Origin of the sequence: Bradyrhizobium diazoefficiens USDA 110 (assembly GCF_000011365.1) — a bacterium.
GTDB lineage: Bacteria > Pseudomonadota > Alphaproteobacteria > Rhizobiales > Xanthobacteraceae > Bradyrhizobium > Bradyrhizobium diazoefficiens.
This window is the reverse complement of sequence record NC_004463.1, coordinates 6,017,578-6,038,187: the sequence shown is the minus strand read 5'-3', so window position 1 is coordinate 6,038,187 and position 20,610 is coordinate 6,017,578. Positions and strand designations below refer to the sequence as shown.

The window sequence follows — 20,610 nt, the reverse complement described above, 5'->3', positions numbered from 1 at the left end:
AGCAAAATCAGCACCCGGGACTTGGATGGGAGGTCCACGTGCGTGATGATGGCCTTGAGCGAGCCATTGACGCCGCCGGCGGCGTTGCTGGGCTTGCGCGCAAAATCGGCATTAGCCAACCCTCCGTTTCGAACTGGAACCAGGTGCCCGCGCAACGGGTGATTGCGGTCGAGGCGGCGACCGGCGTATCGCGCAAAGACTTGCGGCCTGATCTGTACGGCGAGCCGTTTGTGTCCAATGAGCTGATTGAACCCGTCGATGCGGCGCGTGCGCAGGAATATCTGCTGCTCGCGACGCTCTTGTCCGCAGCACCGTCAAGAAGGCTGCTCGATCAACTGGCCGCATTGACCGGTGATGCGACGCCACTCGGGCGCGCGCATGCTGGGCTGGCCGCGGCCGCCGCCAATGCGGTCGCAACGCAGGTCGAACGCGAATATTTCGATCTGTTCGTCGGTCTCGGCCGCGGCGAGCTCTTGCCCTATGCCTCCTACTATCTGACCGGATTCCTCAACGAGCGGCCGCTGTCGCGCCTGCGCGCCGATCTCGCCGCGTCCGGGATCGAGCGCGCCGCGAATAATTCGGAGCCGGAGGATCACGCCGCCATCCTGTGCGAGATCATGGCAGGTTTCGCGGGAGGCCGCTTCCCTACGTCGTTCGAGGCGCAGCGCGCATTCTTTGTCAAACACGTCGAGCCCTGGATAGGGCGGCTGTTCGCCGACATCGAGGGCGCGGAGAGCGCCGTCTTCTATCGTGCGGTCGGCGCGCTCGGTCGCGCCTTTATCGAGATCGAGGCGGAGGCATTCACGTTCGCCAACTGACCTGCACCGGCGGGTCCAGGAGAGATGCGATGAGTGAAGACAGGAAAGCCACAGTCGGGCGTCGCGATTTCCTGCGCAAGGTCGGCGCTGGCACGTTGGGCGCCGGCGCGACGCTCGCGACACCGCTGGTCGGGTCCGCGCAGGCTGATAGCGAAACCAACGATGAGAAGCGCAAGGCGCGCTACAAGGAAACTGATCACGTCAAGGCTTTCTATCGCGTCAATCGTTATCCGGCCAAGGGAGGTTGACCGTGCTGATCAAGCGAGCAAACCAGCGTTCCCTGCGCCATGGTTCCGTTGCCGAGTCCCTTGCAGGGCAGGGCGGCGGTCTCGACCGCCGCAGCTTCTTGCGCAAATCCGGTCTCGCCGGTGGCGCGCTCGCCGTGCTCGGCACGCTGCCGGTCGGCGGCGTGCGCAAGGCGGAGGCGGCGATGGCCGGTCCGCTCACCGCGGGTGCGAGCGTCCGCAAGAGCGTCTGCACGCATTGCTCGGTTGGGTGCACGGTGACTGCCGAGGTCCTGAACGGGGTATGGATCGGCCAGGAACCGAGTTGGGATTCTCCGATCAATCGCGGCTCGCATTGTGCCAAGGGCGCATCCGTGCGCGAGCTCGTGCACAGCGAGCGACGGTTGCGCTATCCGATGAAGCTCGTCGGAGGGCAGTGGACCCGCGTGTCCTGGGATACCGCAATCAACGAGATCGGCGACAAGCTTCAAACCGTACGTGAGAAGTCAGGCCCCGATTCCGTCTATTGGCTTGGCTCGGCCAAGATGACCAATGAAGGCGCCTACCTGTTCCGCAAGCTTGGCGCATTCTGGGGAACCAACAATACCGATCATCAGGCCCGCATCTGCCATTCGACCACCGTCACCGGCGTCGCCAACACCTGGGGCTACGGCGCGATGACCAACAGCTTCAATGATATCCGCAATGCGAAGACGCAGGTCGTCCTGGGCGGCAATCCGGCAGAGGCGCATCCGGTCTCGCTGCAGCACCTGCTCGAGGGCAAGGAACTGCAAAAGGCCAACTTCGTCGTCATCGACCCGCGCCTGACGCGCACCGCCGCGCACGCGACGGAATATGTGCGGATGCGGCCGGGCACCGACATCCCCGTGCTTTACGGCATGATGTGGCACATCCTCCAGAACGGCTGGGAGGACAAGGAGTTCATCCGGCAGCGGGTCTACGGGTTCGACGACCTCCGCAAGGAGGTGGAAAAGTGGAATCCGGAAGAAGTCGAGCGCGTCACCGGCATTCCCGGCGAGCAGCTCAAGCGCGTCGCCAAGATGTTTGCCACCGAAAAGCCGGCCACGCTGATCTGGGCCATGGGCCAGACCCAGAAGACCGTCGGCACCGCCAACGTGCGTGCCAGTTGCATCCTGCTGCTGATGACCGGCAATGTCGGCGGCGCGGGCATGGGAGCCAACATCTTCCGTGGCCACGACAACGTCCAGGGCGCGACCGACGTCGGGCTCGATATCGTCACGCTGCCGTTCTACTACGGCCTCGCCGAGGGCGCCTGGAAGCACTGGTCGCGGGTTTGGGAGGTCGACTACGACTTCCTGAAGTCGCGGTTCGATTCCAAGCAGATCATGGAAACCCCCGGCATCCCGCTGACCCGCTGGTTCGAGGCGGTGACGCTGCCGAAAGATCAGGTCGCGCAGAAGGACAATGTGAAGGCGGTGTTCGTGCAGGGACACGCCTCCAACAGCATCACCCGTATTCCTGAATCCCTCAATGGCCTGAAGGCGCTGGAGGCTGCTCGTCATCGCCGATCCGCATCCGACGACCTGGGCCTCGCTCGCAGTCGAGGCGGGACGCAAGGATGGTGTCTACATTCTCCCGGTCGCCACCCAATTTGAGTGCAAGGGCTCTCGCGTCGCCTCCAACCGCTCGCTGCAATGGGGCGAGCAGATTGTGAAGCCGGTGTTCGAGTCGAAGGATGATCTCGAAATCATCTACCTGCTGGCCAAGAAGTTCGGCTTCGCGGACCAGATGTTCAAGAAAATCAAGGTCGAGAACAATCTTCCTGAAGCAGAGGATGTACTTCGCGAGATGAACCGCGGCAGCTGGTCGACCGGCTATTGCGGGCAATCGCCCGAGCGCCTCAAGGCGCACATGAAGAACCAGGCGAAGTTCGACATGCTGACGATGCGGGCGCCGAAGGACGATCCCGAGGTCGGCGGCGACTATTACGGCCTGCCCTGGCCATGCTGGGGATCACCGGAGGTCAAGCATCCCGGAACGCCGCTGCTCTACAATACCAATCTGCACGTGATGGATGGCGGCGGCACGTTCCGGCCGCGGTTCGGCATCGAGCGCGAGGAGAAGCTGCCGGACGGCACGACGCGTAAGGTGAGCCTGCTCGCGGACGGCTCGTACTCGCTGGGGTCGGGCATCCAGGACGGCTATCCGGAATTCACGCTCGCGAGCCTGAAGAAGCTCGGCTGGGACACCGAGCTCACCGAAGCGGAAATGGCCGTGATCAACAAGGTCAACCCCGCCACTCCGGACGCAGTGTCGTGGTCGCTCGACCTGTCGGGCGGCATCCAGCGCGTCGCGCTGGCGCATGGCTGCGTTCCCTATGGCAACGGCAAGGCGCGCATGAATGCCTTCGGCTTGCCCGATCCCATCCCGGTTCACCGCGAGCCGATCTACACGCCGCGCGTCGATCTCGTCGCCAAATACCCGACGCTGCCCGACGCCAAGCAGTTCCGGATGCCCAATATCGGCTTCTCCGTGCAGAAGGCTGCGGTGGAGAAGGGAATTGCAAAACAATTCCCGCTCATCCTGTCGTCCGGCCGCCTGGTCGAATATGAGGGCGGCGGCGAGGAGACCCGGACCAACCCGTGGCTCGCCGAATTGCAGCAGGACATGTTCATCGAGATCAATCCCGCCGACGCCGCCGAGCGCGGCGTCAAGGACGGCGGCTGGGTCTGGGTCACGGGTGCCGAGAACAATTCCCGGGCGAGGATGAAGGCGCTCGTCACGGAGCGCGTCGGCAAGGGCGTTGCCTGGATGCCGTTCCACTTCGGTGGCTGGCTGGCGGGCAAGGACCTTCGCGGCAACTACCCGAAGGGCACCGACCCGATCGTGCTCGGCGAAAGCGCCAACACGATCACCACCTACGGATACGATCCCGCGACGAACATGCAGGAAACTAAGGTCACTCTCTGCCAGATCGCGGCGGCATAAGGAGCAACGACGATGGCACGTATGAAGTTTCTCTGCGACGCCGACCGTTGCATCGAGTGCAACGCCTGCGTCACGGCCTGCAAGAACGAGCACGAGGTCCCCTGGGGCATCAACCGCCGCAGGGTCGTCACCATCGCCGATGGCAAGCCGGGCGAACGATCGGTCTCGATGGCTTGCATGCACTGCACGGATGCGCCGTGCGCGGCAGTGTGCCCGGTGAACTGTTTCTATACCACCGCCGATGGCGTGGTCCTGCACTCCAAGGATCTCTGCATCGGCTGCGGCTACTGCTTCTACGCCTGTCCGTTTGGCGCGCCGCAATATCCGAAGGTCGGCAATTTCGGCTCGCGCGGAAAAATGGACAAATGTACCTATTGCGCCGGCGGACCCGAGGCCGATGGCAGCAAGGAGGAATACGAGAAATACGGTGCGAACCGCCTGGCCGAGGGCAAGCTGCCGCTGTGTGCCGAGATGTGCTCGACCAAGTCGCTGCTCGCCGGCGACGGCGAGATCATCGCCCAGATCTATAAGGAGCGCGTGCTGAAGCGCGGCTACGGCTCAGGAGCGTGGGGCTGGAAGACCGCCTATCGCGAGACGATCGAGTCCTGAAGCAGGCCGCGGGCGACGCGGCACAGATGCCGAGGAGAAGTCCATGTCCTCATTTGCAAGGTTCATTCGACCAACCATCGGCGCGTGGGCGTTGCTTCTGTTGATCATGGCAGCTCCGGCACCGTCGCTGGCCCAGCAGATCAATCCGACGGCGAGCTCGGTCAATGAGCGCCAGTTGCTCCAGGAGATGGATCGGATCCAGGGACGCGTCAGCATCCCCGACCAGCGCTCCAGCGTGCTGATACAACCTGCTGGCCGCGAGTGGCGTGAATTCCGCAACGTTGTGCTGCGGTGGATCGGCGGCGTTGCTGTGCTCGGCATGCTGGCGGTGCTGGTGATCTTCTATTTGACACGCGGCATGATCCGCCTCGAAAGCGGACGATCCGGCCGCACCATCGTACGGTTCAACACCTTTGAGCGCTTCGTGCACTGGATGACCGCGACCTGCTTCGTTATCCTGGCGATCTCGGGGCTGAACATCACGTTCGGGCGGCCGCTGCTGCTTCCGCTGATCGGATTTGACGCCTTCTCCGATTGGTCGCAATGGGCGAAATTCGCGCACAACTACCTGAGCTTTCCCTTCACGATTGGTGTCGTGCTGATCTTTCTGATGTGGATCGGCGGCAATATCCCCAACAAGGTGGATCTGGAGTGGATCAAGCGCGGCGGCGGCCTGATCGGTCACGATCATCCGCCGGCTCGCCGCTTCAACGCGGGGCAAAAGGGGATCTACTGGATTGTTGTGATCGGCGGTGGTCTCGTCGCCGCGACCGGGTATCAGCTCATGTTCCCATTCTACGTGTCGGGAATCGAGGGCATGCAGATTGCCCAGATCGTTCACTCCGTCGTGGCCGTGCTGTTTATCGCCGCGATGCTCGCTCACATCTACATCGGCACAATCGGGATGGAGGGGGCTTTCGAGGCGATGGGATCAGGTGAGGTGGATGTCAACTGGGCGCGCGAGCATCATAGCCTGTGGCTCGACCAGGAGTTGGCACGGAGCGGACCGAACGATTCTCAGCCGCGGCCTCGCCATGCTGCGTCGGCAGCCGAATAGAGCTGACGGAGCATTGCTTAGAGACGCACGCCTGTCGTCGCAAAGGCCTCTGCGACGGGTTGCTGTATGCTGTCGAGAACGGCAACTCCAGCCGCCGCGATTACGATCGTCGCAACACAGGCAAGGATGAAAGCCTTCATCGCGATCCCTCCTCGCGAGTATTATACAGGACGTCTGGCCGCGAATAAACGCTGTGGTTGGGCAGGTTCGCCTTGTTCACCTGTAGAACCCAAAACGCTCGCGGCGTCTTGATACTAGATGTTGGATTCGAAACCGGTGTTTCGTGTCTCCGCAGCGCGTTCGAGATCCCAGGCCCGCTGCAGGCGCTCGGCGCTTGTCGACTTCAATATGGCGGCCCAGGCGTTGCCGAGTGCCTTGATGCCGTCGTGCAGACTGGCAGCGTTTCCGACCGACCAATCAGGCAAGCCCATGGGAACGCTTATCGACCAGGACCAGCTGTCTCCGGACCGATGTACGTTGCCGATCACATGCCCCTCATAGAGGACGACGTAGTGGTCCTTGACGTCCGGCCACCGAAGCTTGGCATTGAGGGAAATAGATTGTTTCATGAACAATGCTTGTGTGTAAGGCGAGTGGGCAAATCACTTCGAATGCAATGCCCTGAACGCGCTCGCGATCGACGCGTCCGGTCAACAACTTCCAAAAGAGGCCCACGCACCAGGCGAATGGCCTCGTGATATCGTGTCTGGCCGCTTGCCGAGGAGGGGAATGCCGGGACGACCGAAGTTTCCGAGCTTGATCCCGACCCGTCGGTTTGACACTATGCCGACATATTCGGAGAAAGTCATGTACAAGTCATGTTTTGTTGCGATCGCAACCGCCGTCTGCTTGTACGCATCGCCCGTCAGCGCTCAGGGGCCGTACCCCTTCGGTGATGAACCGTATCGGCTGAACTGGTATCCCGATCCCGAGATCGCGGCTGGCTGCTGGAAATGGAATTGGCAGCAATACCAGTGGGACAACTATTGTCCGGTCTACGTCCGTCCCAAGGCTTACATGTACCCGCGAGCGCGGGCGGTGGCCGTTCGCGCGAAGGGCTAACGGGCGGGGCCGGTGCACGGCGCCTTGCGGAGGCGCCGCTCGGTCCTATCGATCAGTAGTTCTCGATCGTGCAGGCGATCTGGCTGTGCTTGCCGAAATTGAGCAAGGCATTGCCGCGGAAGCCGTCGACCCAGACGCCGGGACCGGCATAGCGGTATCCGACTCCCATCGGGACCAGGCGCACATGCACGCCGCCGGAGTGGCTCGTATGCAGCGATGCGGTCACAACCTCACCGGTAATGGACACCGCGATCGGGCACAGGGGGTATTGCCTGCCGTTCTCGCAGGTGAAGACGAGTTCCGAGCAGCTGCCGATCGCGCTCGGTGAAGCCCGCAGGGCCATATCGGCGGCGGTGGCTGCGCCGGGATTGGCGGCCAAGCCGCCTCCGATGAGAATGGCTGCAGTGAGACTCTTGGCCATCAAATTGCGCATCGTTGCCCCCAATGGATTCTTAAAATCACCGGCTAACAGAGCAAAAATCCCTAACAGCGTCAAACCGCAATGAATGGCAATACGGCCGGCGGCTTGATCAGCATCGTGAAGCGGTCGCGCGCCTAGATCTTCTGCTGCGCTCCGGGGCCGGCAACGTTGATCGTGATCTTCTGAATTTCCGTCCGACCGCCGGCATATTTGACCTCGATGGTCAGAACGTCGTCGCCGATGAAGTCGGGCTGCGACCTGTAGAACGCGACATAGGCGGGCACTTCCAGCGCGAGGCATGACTTGTAGTTGGTGGCTTTCACCTTCGCCGACTTGACCGTCACCTTCCCGGATGCGGGCGCATTGACCAGGCGGATCGTCGGCAGGGGACCCGACGTGCAATCGGGTAGTACGTTGATGAAGACGCCGACCCGCGTGTCCTTATTGGGGGCGGATTTGACCGTTCGCTCGACGGGAGACAATGCGTCCTCGGCCAAGGCTGGTGCGACGAACCCAGACAACATTGCGATGCCTGCGGACAATAATACCCTCATTGGTGCTCTCCCGCTTACCGGGTTTTCCCGGTCAGTTCGCTGCAAGATGCTCAATCTAAATGCCTTTTCGGCGCCCGGTGTCCCGATTAGCCAATTTACCACGGCGCACCAAAAACCCCTCGTTAACTAGTTGATTTCGTTGACCCCCGCCTCGGTTAACAATAGCTTAATAGCGAAATTTTTCGGATTGCTTTCTAAAGACTTGATTTGAACTGCATAGAGTTTTGGCAGGGGCAGATAATGAACGCACAATTTCAGGTAGCGCAGGCTACCGGCACGGCTATTCCTACCAACACAACTCCAGTTCGAACTTTCACGCTGGCAAAGCCGCTAACAGATCAGGCGGTGGTCGTACATCTCGGATATGACCAGAAGGTCAAGCTCGATTTCTCGGCGATAGCCAACGAAAAGATTACGCTCGTCCATGTCGGCGAGAAGCTGATCATTCTGTTCGACAACAAATCGACAATCACGGTCGATCCGGTCTTCGATTCCCGACACGACGATCAGCACCTGCTGTCCATCGAACTGGCGCCCGGACGCGACGTCAACGTGCAGGAATTCGCGAGCCTCTTCCCCATCACCACAGACCAGTCCGTGCTGCCTGCAGCCGGTGATGGCAACGGCAACGCCCAGGGAAGCGGCGCCAACTTCTCCAATGCTGCGGTCGATACCCTAAACGCCGGCAATCCGTTGGACCTGCTCGGGCAGGAACAGCTCGGCAATTTCGCCCTCAATCCCGAGACTTTCGCCGGACTGCCTGCAACGACTCCGCCGAGCGCAGGCTTTACGCTCTCGGATACGATCGTCATCCACGATGAAACCGTCGATGTACAGATTCTGAACGGCGCGAACGATCAGCCCAGTGCTGGTCTGCCCGCAGTCTTCTCCGCCGTCGGACTGATCGGATGGGCCCAAAGCGCCGTTTCGGAGATCGCGTCGTCGAGCGCCGGTTTCGGCAGCGGCGGGACCGGAACGATCGCCTATGCGCTGACGACCTCGACCGGCGCGGCGTTCGCCGGCGTCGATTCCGGTCTGCAGGCCACGGTCACCGGCAATGAAATCTTCCTGTTCACCGAGGGCAATCTGGTCGTCGGACGTGAGGGCGCCGGCGGCGTGGCCGATCCGAACGGTGCGGTCGCCTTCCAGCTCTACCTCGATCCTGCGAGCCTGAAGCTTGACGTGGCCCAGTATGAAGCCATCAAGCACGGCACCGCGTCCGCCCCCGACACGAGCGAAGGCGCGCAGCTTGGCCATGTCGTTTTCGTGCAGCAGACGGTGACGGACGGCTCCGGCAACACGGCGACCGCGCTGTCGACCGGCTCGCTCGGCGTGTCATTTCTCGACGATGGTCCGACGATCCTGGTGACGGTGGCTGACGGAAGCGAAGGACCCACGCGTCTTGCAACCTTGTCGCTAGACGAATCGATCGCCAGTGACCGCGGCGCGAACGGCTTCCCGGACGGAACGTTCGACGACGTCTCGGGCAATACGAGTCCGGATCCGACCGGCACCCATCCCATCGGCACGATGAAGACCGATGTCGGCAATGTCGAAAGCCCGGGCGATCTGCCAGCCCTGTTCAATGTCGTCAAGGATGGCGGCACGGACACCGAGAAGACGACCGACTATGCCTATTCGTTTACTCTCAACGCCGCCGGCTTCTCGGAGGAATCGAAGGGCGGCATCGCCACCACGTTGAAGGTGACGGACCCGAACCACACCTATTCTGACGACACGATCTATCTGTTCAAGGTCAGCGACACCGAGATCGTGGGCCATGTCGGCGACGATCCGAACGGCCCGGTCGCGATTCGCATCACGCTGGATAACGCAGGCAGCCTCTCGGGAGGCCAGCTCGTCGTCGACCAGTACATGGCGATCGACCATGGCGCGGACCTCAACAATTTCGATTCGACGCAGTTCCTCAATCTGGTCGGAGAAGGCGCGAGCCTCGGCATTACGCTGACCGCGACCATCACCGACGGCGACAATGATACCGCGACGTCCTCGGCCACGATCGAGATCGCGGGGCCCCAACAGTCAAGCATCGGCTTCCAGGATGACGGCCCGTCGATTGATGTGACCGTGCATCAGCCGGTGGAGGGTTCGGCCCATCTAGCCACACTGTCGCTCGACGAATCGATCGGCGGCGATCGCGGCGCCAACGGTCTTCCTGACGGAACGGTCGACGACGTCTCAGGCAACACGGGCCCGGATCCGACCGGCACCAATCCGATCGGCGAGCTGAAGACGGTGGCCGGCGAAGGCGAGCTGAAGGGCGATCTGGAGGCGCTGTTCGACGTCACCAAGATTGCCGGCACCGACGGCGAGAAGTCGACCGACTATGCCTATTCGTTCGCGCTCTCGGGCGCCAAAGAAGCGGAGAACGGCGGCTTCGCCACCACGTTGAAGGTGACGGACCCGAACCACACCTATTCTGACGACACGATCTATCTGTTCAAGGTCAGCGACACCGAGATCGTGGGCCATGTCGGCGACGATCCGAACGGCCCGGTCGCGATCCGCATCACGCTGGATAACGCAGGCAGCCTCTCGGGAGGCCAGCTCGTCGTCGACCAGTACATGGCGATCGACCATGGCGCGGACCTCAACAATTTCGATTCGACGCAGTTCCTCAATCTGGTCGGAGAAGGCGCGAGCCTCGGCATTACGCTGACCGCGACCATCACCGACGGCGACACTGATACGGCGACGTCCTCGGCCACGATCGAGATCGTGGGTACCGAGGACTCCAGCATCAGCTTCCAGGACGACGGCCCCGCGGTCTCGGTTTCCGCCAATTCGGCTTTCCAGGTCGTTCACGACGAGACCCTGCTGCTGCAGAGCCCGCCGTTCGGCGACGACAATGACATTCTGTTCACGCCCGTGTTCAACGGCGTCAGCAATCCCGGACACGATCCGCAGGTTCTCTTCGGCCTTCCGATCGGGTACGCGCAGAGCAACGTCGCCGCGCTCACCATCGACAATGTGGATTTCGGCACCGACGGCGCGGCCAAGACGGGCGCCCAGCTCTTCTCGCTGACGCTGACCGACGCGCAGGGTCAGAGCACGACCGGCCCGATCGATTCGAATCTCGCCACGACGGAAGGGAAAGAGATCTTCCTGTTCCTCGAGAACGGCCTGATCGTCGGCCGTTACGACGGGGGCGATCCCGGCAATGACGTGACCAGCACCAACGATCCGGCCGCGTTTGCGATTGCGATCGATCCGGTGAACGGCAAGGTGTCCGTCGTCCAGTATGTTTCGCTTCACCATAACAGCGCTGATATCGGCGGCGATATCGATGAGGCGGTCTCGCTTGCAGGCGCCCTCGGCCAGGTCAAGGCGACCGTGATGGTCACCGACGGCGACGGCGACCACGCTTCGGCGTCCGCCAACATTGGCGGTGGTATCCAGTTCGAAGACGACGGCCCGCTGGTGGCGGCGACGCTGTCTCGCAATTTCGGGGTGACGGCGGACGAGACACCGGGCAACCAGGCGAACGACGTTACCGGCCCGCTGCAGATCTTTGCTGGCGTGCAGAATCCCGGCGTTGATCCGGATGAGCCCGGAACACCGCTCGCCTACGCGACCAGCAGTGGCGCAGCCCTGAGCATCCTGCCGTACTTCGGCGTCGACGGACCCGATCCGGCTGCGGCGATCACCTATTCGCTCGAACTGAAGTCTTCAAACTTCGGCGTGACGTTGACAGACGGAACGGCGATTTCGTTGTCGCTGGACAGCGCCGGCCGGGTGATCGGCACGGTGGGTACGGATAACGTGCATCCCGAGCTGAGCGGCACCACCGCCTTTGCCGTGGCCATCGATCCGCTCTCCGGCAAGGTGTCGGTGGTCGAATATCTCTCGCTGCATCACTCCGATTCGTCCAATCCGAACGATCAGGTTTCGCTCGCTGCTGGCTCGATTTCCGCCGTCGTAACCATCAAGGATGGCGATGGCGACACGGCGTCCGCGTCGGCGGATATTTCGAGCAAGATCCACTTCAACGACGACGGTCCGGCGCTGACCATCGGCACCGGCGTGACCACGCCGGAACTTGTCGCGCTCGCACTGAATCTGGACGAGACGATCGGCCATGACGGGTCGCCGCCGGATCAATACAATCTCGACGAGGGCGAGTCGGGCGGCGGAGTGCCGAACGGAACGGCCGACGACACCGGCAACGCCACCGTCACGTTCACGACGGACGCGACCTCGACGGCTCAGATCGGCGAGCTGATGACGGGCGCGGGGCTGCTGGCGCCGTTGTTCACGAATGCGGTGATCGATTACGGGGCTGATGGTCCCGCCCTGGTCAATCCCGTCACGTCCGCGCTCAGCCTCGTCCTGACGGGCGCGCCCGAGGCGGGCGGCATCAAGACCAACCTTGTCGCGACCGCGCTGGCGGATAGCCTGCTCGAAGGCACGTCGCAGGAGCATCGGACCGTCTGGCTGACGATCGAGGGCGGTCAGATCGTCGGCCGCGTCGGTCATGATACGCTGTCCACGGCCGATGATTTCGTCGTGCTGCGTATCTCCCTGAATTCGACCGATCCGGCCACGGCACAGCTCGTGGTCGATCAATTCCTGCCGATCGATCACGACGCGTCGGAGCCTGCCGGGGCCCAGTTGCCCGAGAATCCCTCGCTGTTCGACGAGTCGATCTCGTTGCTCACGGCGATTGCCGGCCAGAGCGTCGGCGTGAAGCTGACCGTGACGGTGACCGACGGCGATGGTGACCATGTCACGAAATCGGCCACCGCGACTGTCATCGACCATAGCAATTCCATCGTCTCGATCGACGATTCTGGTCCGACGATCTCCGCTTCGCAGGATTGCGTCGATACGCCGCTCAGCTATGTCGGCATCAAGGCGGGCAACGTCGACGAGCGCGGTCTCGATGGTCCGAGCGATCAGGACGTGCTGATGTCCGGCGTCGGCCAGGGCAATAGCCCGAACGCGAACACGATCAACACGACAGGGAGCGATATTGGCGTCGGCAACCAGTCGATCGAGGGCCACGAGGTCCACGGAGGCAACGACCTGGCTGCGGAGATACTGCGGCTCGACTTCGTCAACAATGTCACGTTCCCTGCCAATACCTTCGCCTATAATGGGCACTATGAGGTTGATGCGGCCTCGTTCACGATCCACCAGATCCAGGGCAATCCGAGCAATACGGCGACGGTTTTCGTCCAGGTCTTCAATGCCAATGACAACAACGACTTCACCGATGACGGCAATCCGCTGCCGATCACGCTGAACGACGTCACCGTGACCGGGGATGCCAGCTACACCAAAATTCCGGTGTATGACGGCAATACGCTGGTCGGCGTCGTCATCGTCGGCCTGAACGAGGGTGCCACCGTCACGGTTGACACGTCGAACGATTTCAATCGTCTCGTCATTTCCAATTACGACAATGTCGCCTTCTCGAGCACGCCGAACGGCGCGCCGACCCTTCCGGTCGACCCGAACGATTCGCAAGAGCTCAATGTCGGTCATCCGTTCTCGGTGAGCGGCATTTCGTCCGTGGTGTGCGCGCCCGCCACGCTCAGCGTCACCCATGACGAGAGCGCGGGATTCGCTCCGCAGTCCGGCCCGAACCCGGAGAACGACGTCGATCCCGCGACCGCTCCGAGCGTGCTGACAGCCGCGATTGCCGGCGCCCAGATCGGTACGGTTCTCGGCTACGCCGAGTCGACCGGCGCCGCCAACACTCTGTTCACGACGCCCGATTTCGGCACGGATGGACCCGGCCCGGCCGGAGGTGTGTCCTATCAACTGACGAATTCCACCGGTGGCGGGTTCACCGGCCAGGATTCCGGGCTGAACACCACGGTCGGCAACCACGACATCTTCCTTTTCACGGATTCCGCCAACCCGAACATCGTCTGGGGCGTCGACAGCAACAACCTCCAGACCGGCGAGAAGGTGTTCGCGCTTTATGTCGACACCGACGGGCATCTGTGGGTCGCACAGTTCGCGGCGATCGCGCACAATGTCGATGGCTCGACGCCCGCCGCCTATGACGACGAGGTCTCGATCACCAACGGCCTCGTGTACATCTCGGCCACCGCGACCGACGGTGATGGCGACACCGCCCATGCCGTTTCGCCGGCCGGGCTTCACATCAATTTCCAGGACGATGGTCCGCATGCATTTGCGGAAGCGCCGCAAGATGTCCTCGAAGGTTCCGCGCCGGTCACCGGACAGCTCGGCTTCGATCCGGGCGCTGACGGCGCGACCGTCACTGAGATCAACGGGGTGAACTTGTCCTTCGGTGTGGACGGGTATTCCCAGGCGATCGCGCTCGCCCATGGCAGTCTCCAGGTCACCGCGGACGGCGCCTACAAGTTCGTTGCGCAGCCCGACGACGTCTACAAGACCGGCGGGCCGGCGAACTTCACGTACACCGTGACCGATGGTGACGGCGATACGTCGGCATCGACGGTATCGTTCGTGGTCACCGACGACAGCGACCCGACCAAGGTGACGTTGAACGACGTGACGGTGAACGAGGGTGTCGGCACGGCGACGATCTCGGCCAGCGTGGATCATGCGCCGCAGGGCAGCAATCTTGTGCTGACCTTGAGCAACGGCGCGACGATCACGATCCTTAATGGCCAGACGACGGGCACCTCGACGCCGTTCGCGGTGCAGGGCGACGACCCCTATGTCGATCACGAGACCTACCCCGTCTCGGTCACCGGCGCGACCGGCGGCAATTATGAGCTCCTTGACACCACCGACACGTCGACGGTGACGGTCAACGATACGATCACCACCAACTTCGTGACGCTGGACAACGTCGTGGTGTTCGAGAACCAGACGTTCGTCTACACGGCGCACATGGACTACGCCTCGCTGACGTCGTTCACGGTGACGCTGAACAATGGCGTGAACATCACCTTTGCGCCCGGTCAGTTTACCGCGATGTCGGCTCCGCAGGCGGCGCAGGGCGAAGACGTCTATGTGGACGGCCAGGTCATCCCGGTCTCGATCGCCGGCACGTCCGGCGGCAATTTCGAGGCGGTGAACACCACGACCTACGGCAATGCCACGGTCACGTTCAAGGACACGATCGACCCGACCAAGGTGACGTTGAACGACGTGACGGTGAACGAGGGCGTCGGCACGGCGACGATCTCGGCCAGCGTGGACCATGCGCCGCAGGGCAGCAATCTCGTGCTGACCTTGAGCAACGGCGCGACAATCACGATCCTTAATGGCCAGACGACGGGCACCTCGACGCCGTTCGCGGTGCAGGGCGACGACCCCTATGTCGATCACGAGACCTATCCCGTCTCGGTCACCGGCGCGACCGGCGGCAATTATGAGCTCCTTGACACCACCGACACGGCGACGGTGACGGTCAACGACACGATCACCACCAACTTCGTGACGCTGGACAACGTCGTGGTGTTCGAGAACCAGACGTTCGTCTACACGGCGCACATGGACTACGCCTCGCTGACGCCGTTCACGGTGACGCTGAACAACGGCGTGAACATCACCTTCGCGCCCGGTCAGTTTACGGCGACCTCGGATCCGCAGCCGGCGCAGGGCGAAGACGTCTATGTGGACGGCCAGGTCATCCCGGTCTCGATCGCCAGCACGTCCGGCGGCAATTTCGAGGCGGTGAACACCACGACGTACGGCAACGCCACCGTTACGACCAAGGATACGATCGATCCGGTGACGGCCACGCTGAGTGCGACACCGTCGACCAGCGAGGACGGCGGCTCGATCACCTACACGGTGACGCTGACGAGCGGGCTGAGCCCGTTCACGCCGACCAGCAATCTGGACTTCACCCTGGCCAATGGCGAGCACGTCATCGTGCAGGCGGGTCAGGCCAGCGGCTCGACGACGATCGCGGTCAACGAGGACGACGTCTATATCGACACCCACCCGGTGACGAACAGCATTGTCAGCCATACCGGCGGCAGCGAGTACGAGAGCCTGGTGACGAACCCGGCGACGGTGACGACGACGATCACCGACGACAGCGACCCGGTGACGGCGACGCTGACGGCGACACCGTCGACCAGCGAGGACGGCGGCTCGATCACCTATACGGTGACGCTGACGAGCGGGCTGAGCCCGTTCACGCCGACCGGCAATCTGGACTTCACCCTGGCCAATGGCGAGCACGTCATCGTGCAGGCGGGTCAGGCCAGCGGCTCGACGACGATCGCGGTCAACGAGGACGACGTCTATATCGACACCCACCCGGTGACGAACAGCATTGTCAGCCATACCGGCGGCAGCGAGTACGAGAGCCTGGTGACGAACCCGGCGACGGTGACGACGACGATCACCGACGACAGCGACCCGGTGACGGCGACGCTGACGGCGACACCGTCGACCAGCGAGGACGGCGGCTCGATCACCTATACGGTGACGCTGACGAGCGGGCTGAGCCCGCTCACGCCGACCAGCAATCTGGACTTCACCCTGGCCAATGGCGAGCACGTCATCGTGCAGGCGGGCCAGGCCAGCGGCTCGACGACGATCCCGGTCAACGAGGACGATGTCTATATCGACACCCATCCGGTGACGAACAGCATTGTCAGCCATACCGGCGGCAGCGAGTACGAGAGCCTGGTGACGAACCCGGCGACGGTGACGACGACGATCACCGACGACAGCGACCCGGTGACGGCGACGCTGACGGCGACACCGTCGACCAGCGAGGACGGCGGCTCGATCACCTATACGGTGACGCTGACGAGCGGGCTGAGCCCGTTCACGCCGACCGGCAATCTGGACTTCACCCTGGCCAATGGCGAGCACGTCATCGTGCAGGCGGGCCAGGCCAGCGGCTCGACGACGATCGCGGTCAACGAGGACGACGTCTATATCGACACCCACCCGGTGACGAACAGCATTGTCAGCCATACCGGCGGCAGCGAGTACGAGAGCCTGGTGACCAACCCGGCGACGGTGACGACGACGATCACCGACGACAGCGACCCGGTGACGGCGACGCTGACGGCGACACCGTCGACCAGCGAGGACGGCGGCTCGATCACCTATACGGTGACGCTGACGAGCGGGCTGAGCCCGTTCACGCCGACCGGCAATCTGGACTTCACCCTGGCCAATGGCGAGCACGTCATCGTGCAGGCGGGTCAGGCCAGCGGCTCGACGACGATCGCGGTCAACGAGGACGACGTCTATATCGACACCCACCCGGTGACGAACAGCATTGTCAGCCATACCGGCGGCAGCGAGTACGAGAGCCTGGTGACGAACCCGGCGACGGTGACGACGACGATCACCGACGACAGCGACCCGGTGACGGCGACGCTGACGGCGACACCGTCGACCAGCGAGGACGGCGGCTCGATCACCTATACGGTGACGCTGACGAGCGGGCTGAGCCCGTTCACGCCGACCGGCAATCTGGACTTCACCCTGGCCAATGGCGAGCACGTCATCGTGCAGGCGGGCCAGGCCAGCGGCTCGACGACGATCCCGGTCAACGAGGACGATGTCTATATCGACACCCATCCGGTGACGAACAGCATTGTCAGCCATACCGGCGGCAGCGAGTACGAGAGCCTGGTGACGAACCCGGCGACGGTGACGACGACGATCACCGACGACAGCGACCCGGTGACGGCGACGCTGACGGCGACACCGTCGACCAGCGAGGACGGCGGCTCGATCACCTATACGGTGACGCTGACGAGCGGGCTGAGCCCGTTCACGCCGACCGGCAATCTGGACTTCACCCTGGCCAATGGCGAGCACGTCATCGTGCAGGCGGGCCAGGCCAGCGGCTCGACGACGATCGCGGTCAACGAGGACGACGTCTATATTGACACCCACCCGGTGACGAACAGCATTGTCAGCCATACCGGCGGCAGCGAGTACGAGAGCCTGGTGACCAACCCGGCGACGGTGACGACGACGATCACCGACGACAGCGACCCGGTGACGGCGACGCTGACGGCGACACCGTCGACCAGCGAGGACGGCGGCTCGATCACCTATACGGTGACGCTGACGAGCGGGCTGAGCCCGTTCACGCCGACCAGCAATCTGGACTTCACCCTGGCCAATGGCGAGCACGTCATCGTGCAGGCGGGCCAGGCCAGCGGCTCGACGACGATCGCGGTCAACGAGGACGACGTCTATATCGACACCCACCCGGTGACGAACAGCATTGTCAGCCATACCGGCGGCAGCGAGTACGAGAGCCTGGTGACGAACCCGGCGACGGTGACGACGACGATCACCGACGACAGCGACCCGGTGACGGCGACGCTGACGGCGACACCGTCGACCAGCGAGGACGGCGGCTCGATCACCTATACGGTGACGCTGACGAGCGGGCTGAGCCCGTTCACGCCGACCAGCAATCTGGACTTCACCCTGGCCAATGGCGAGCACGTCATCGTGCAGGCGGGCCAGGCCAGCGGCTCGACGACGATCGCGGTCAACGAGGACGACGTCTATATCGACACCCACCCGGTGACGAACAGCATTGTCAGCCATACCGGCGGCAGCGAGTACGAGAGCCTGGTGACCAACCCGGCGACGGTGACGACGACGATCACCGACGACCAGGATCCCGTTACAGCCACCTTGACGACGTCCACCGCCGGCATCTCCGAGTTTGGCGGCTCGGTCACCTACACGGTGACGCTGACGAGCGGGCTGACGCCATTCACTCCAAAGACCGATTTGGTGTTGACCCTGGCCAACGGTGAGCACGTCACGATCTTCGCCGGGCAGCCGAGCGGTTCGGTGACGACCAACTACACCGACGCGCAGATCACAAATCAGGCGTCGATCGCCGATTCCATCACCGGAGTCTTCAGCGGCGGCGGCGAATACGAGCAGCTGCTGACGACCGGAACGACCTCGGTGCCAGTCGTGTACGCGCCAACCGTTGCCGTCGGCAACAATGTCGCCCTGCCGGAAGACACCCAGGAGGTGTTCCAGTTCACGGCTACGCCCGTCAGCGCCGGCTCGCATGTCACCCAGGTCGTCGTTTCAGGCCTCACGGGCTGGAGCGTCGATACGTCCACGGCCACGGTCAACGGTGCGACTGTGACCGCAACCTTCAACTCCGGTAGCGGCGTGCTGACCTTCAACATCAGCGGCGCCGCGGCCGGCACAGTCGAGACGGTCTCGGTGGCGATGACGCCGCCACTGAACACCGACGTGGACGCGAGCATCACGATGACGGCCACCGCCGCGCAGGGCGCGATCAGCGCCACCAGTGCGGGTACGGCGGGCACCATCTATGTCGACGCCGTCGCGGACATGCCGACCGTGGTCGCCGGCCAGACGCACATGATCTTCGTGACCGACTCGCCCAGCGATTCCAATACAGCCTTCAGCAACGGCGAAACCGGAGCGCTGCAAATCAAGGCGACGTTCGGCGACGTTCACGACGGATCGGAGAGCCACACGCTGGATATCCATCTCCAGAGCGGGTTCACGGCCGGCCTCCTGGCAAGCGGCACGATCGCTGGCACCTACAACGGTGTCGCCACGACGTTCAGCTACACCTACACTTCGGCGACGGGCGACATCCACATCGCCGTCCCCCAGGATACAGGTCTCAATCCGAACGCCAACCAGACCGCCACGATCGATCTGAGCTTTGCGGTGACGGCGCCGGCGACGGGCACGCTGCCAAGCACGCTGAACTTCACGGCCACGGCGACTGCCACCGAGACCACTTTGCATGGCGGTGGGGTCGGCGCGAGCAATGCCGATCTCACCACAGACAACGTGGCGGCCTTCACCGATACGACCGGTATCCCGGCTGCGCGGCTGCTGTCCGGGACGATCGTCACCAACTCGAACCAGACCGCCCAGGACATGATCCTGACGTTCGTCGACCAGGAGCACCCGCTCGACGCCTTCTCACAACTGGTGATCACCAACGCGCAGGGCCAGCAGGGCAACGTCACCTCGGACGCCGGTTTCAACATCTCGGGAGCGGACCACTTCCTGGTCTCGCTCGATGCCCCGTTCGACACTTCAAAGATCGGTGTGACCAACTTCACACTCAACGGCACGCATATCGACGAGGCGTCTGGGCACCCTCAGATCGGGATTAGCGGCGGCAGCGTCAGTGCCGGCTTCACCGCGGTCATGACGACGAACAATGCCGCTGGCGTGACCGGCACGGATTCACACGACTCGCACACCAACAACGACAGCATCTCGGATCCGTCAGCCAATACCAACACCTACAACATGACGTATGTGGATGGTAAGAGCGCGACCGCGTCGGGCAGCAATGATGCCGACCTTCTCAATGCGGCGGGTTCTCCGGGCAACGTGGAGAACGGCGGAGCCGGCAACGACATTCTGGTGTACCACCCGTCGACCACGATCGATGGCGGCAGCGGCTTCGATATTCTGCGCATCGATGACGGAGCGATCTATAACTCGTCGCTGGAGATCAGCGGTGCGTCGGCCAACGGGCTGTCAGCTGGCAATGCCCACACGGTGGGGGGCGTCCATCTCTATGGAATCGATCTGTCGGGGGCGAACCTGACCAATCTGGAATCGATCCTGATCACCGACGATCCGCTCGCAAGCTCGCTCTACGGAACCGAGCTCAACGGGCTATCGATCGCCAAGGTCACCGCCATCACTGAGGCGACCAACAGCACTTCGGCGACGGCTCACTCGCTCTTCGTTGTCGGTTCGGCCGGCGACGATGTGCAGCTTGCGACGGGGGCCGGGGGGTGGACCGAGTCGGCCAACACCTTCACCTCCACCGGCGGGCAGGTCTTCCATCAGTGGATTCCGACAGGCTCGACCGTGGCGACGGCGACGGCAAGCCTGTTCATCGACAATGACCTGCAGGTGAACCACGCCGCGCAGGCCTAGTCGACAGCGGAAAGCGGCTCAA

The 20,610-nt window shown here is 63.0% G+C and carries 10 protein-coding genes and 1 pseudogene; 7 read left to right on the top strand and 4 right to left on the bottom strand.

The genetic code is table 11. The features are described 5' to 3' along the window. Positions 1-38: 38 nt before the first annotated feature. From BJA_RS27675 to BJA_RS27655, 5 genes and pseudogenes are all read left to right on the top strand, one after another. Positions 39-818, top strand: coding sequence for a molecular chaperone TorD family protein (locus tag BJA_RS27675; protein WP_011088228.1), 780 nt, complete (start codon positions 39-41; stop codon positions 816-818). A 29-nt stretch (positions 819-847) separates the two neighbouring features. Further along, a complete protein-coding gene (locus BJA_RS27670; protein ID WP_011088227.1) occupies positions 848-1,066 on the top strand; it encodes a twin-arginine translocation signal domain-containing protein in 219 nt (72 codons plus the stop codon). A gap of 2 nt (positions 1,067-1,068) precedes the next feature. Further along, positions 1,069-4,012, top strand: a pseudogene (locus BJA_RS27665) (formate dehydrogenase subunit alpha). Positions 4,013-4,024: 12 nt separating this feature from the next. Continuing rightward, on the top strand, positions 4,025-4,621 hold the full coding sequence (fdh3B, locus tag BJA_RS27660) for a formate dehydrogenase FDH3 subunit beta (protein ID WP_011088224.1): 597 nt from the start codon (positions 4,025-4,027) through the stop codon (positions 4,619-4,621). A gap of 43 nt (positions 4,622-4,664) precedes the next feature. Next, entirely contained in the window at positions 4,665-5,678 is a 1,014-nt protein-coding gene (locus tag BJA_RS27655) for a formate dehydrogenase subunit gamma (RefSeq protein WP_011088223.1), read from the top strand. A 17-nt stretch (positions 5,679-5,695) separates the two neighbouring features. On the opposite strand, the gene BJA_RS43715 is transcribed toward BJA_RS27655, so the two are convergent. Then, positions 5,696-5,818, bottom strand: coding sequence for a hypothetical protein (locus BJA_RS43715; RefSeq protein ID WP_256380430.1), 123 nt, complete (start codon positions 5,816-5,818; stop codon positions 5,696-5,698). Positions 5,819-5,932: 114 nt separating this feature from the next. After that, complete coding sequence (locus tag BJA_RS27650; RefSeq protein ID WP_011088222.1) at positions 5,933-6,247, bottom strand: hypothetical protein; 315 nt, start codon at positions 6,245-6,247, stop codon at positions 5,933-5,935. A 238-nt stretch (positions 6,248-6,485) separates the two neighbouring features. Between BJA_RS27650 and BJA_RS27645 the strand changes: the two genes are divergently transcribed. Next, positions 6,486-6,740: a hypothetical protein gene (locus BJA_RS27645; RefSeq protein ID WP_028176017.1), complete on the top strand. Its 255-nt coding sequence runs from the start codon at positions 6,486-6,488 to the stop codon at positions 6,738-6,740. A gap of 52 nt (positions 6,741-6,792) precedes the next feature. Here the strand turns inward: BJA_RS27645 and BJA_RS27640 are convergent, their stop codons facing one another. Next, on the bottom strand, positions 6,793-7,173 hold the full coding sequence (locus BJA_RS27640) for a hypothetical protein (protein ID WP_038967501.1): 381 nt from the start codon (positions 7,171-7,173) through the stop codon (positions 6,793-6,795). Positions 7,174-7,295: 122 nt separating this feature from the next. Next, positions 7,296-7,715, bottom strand: coding sequence for a hypothetical protein (locus BJA_RS27635; protein WP_028176019.1), 420 nt, complete (start codon positions 7,713-7,715; stop codon positions 7,296-7,298). A 345-nt stretch (positions 7,716-8,060) separates the two neighbouring features. On the opposite strand from BJA_RS27635, the gene BJA_RS27630 reads away from it, so the two are divergent. Further along, positions 8,061-20,588, top strand: a complete 12,528-nt coding sequence (locus tag BJA_RS27630; RefSeq protein WP_063921491.1) for an immunoglobulin-like domain-containing protein — start codon at positions 8,061-8,063, stop codon at positions 20,586-20,588. Positions 20,589-20,610: the final 22 nt, after the last annotated feature.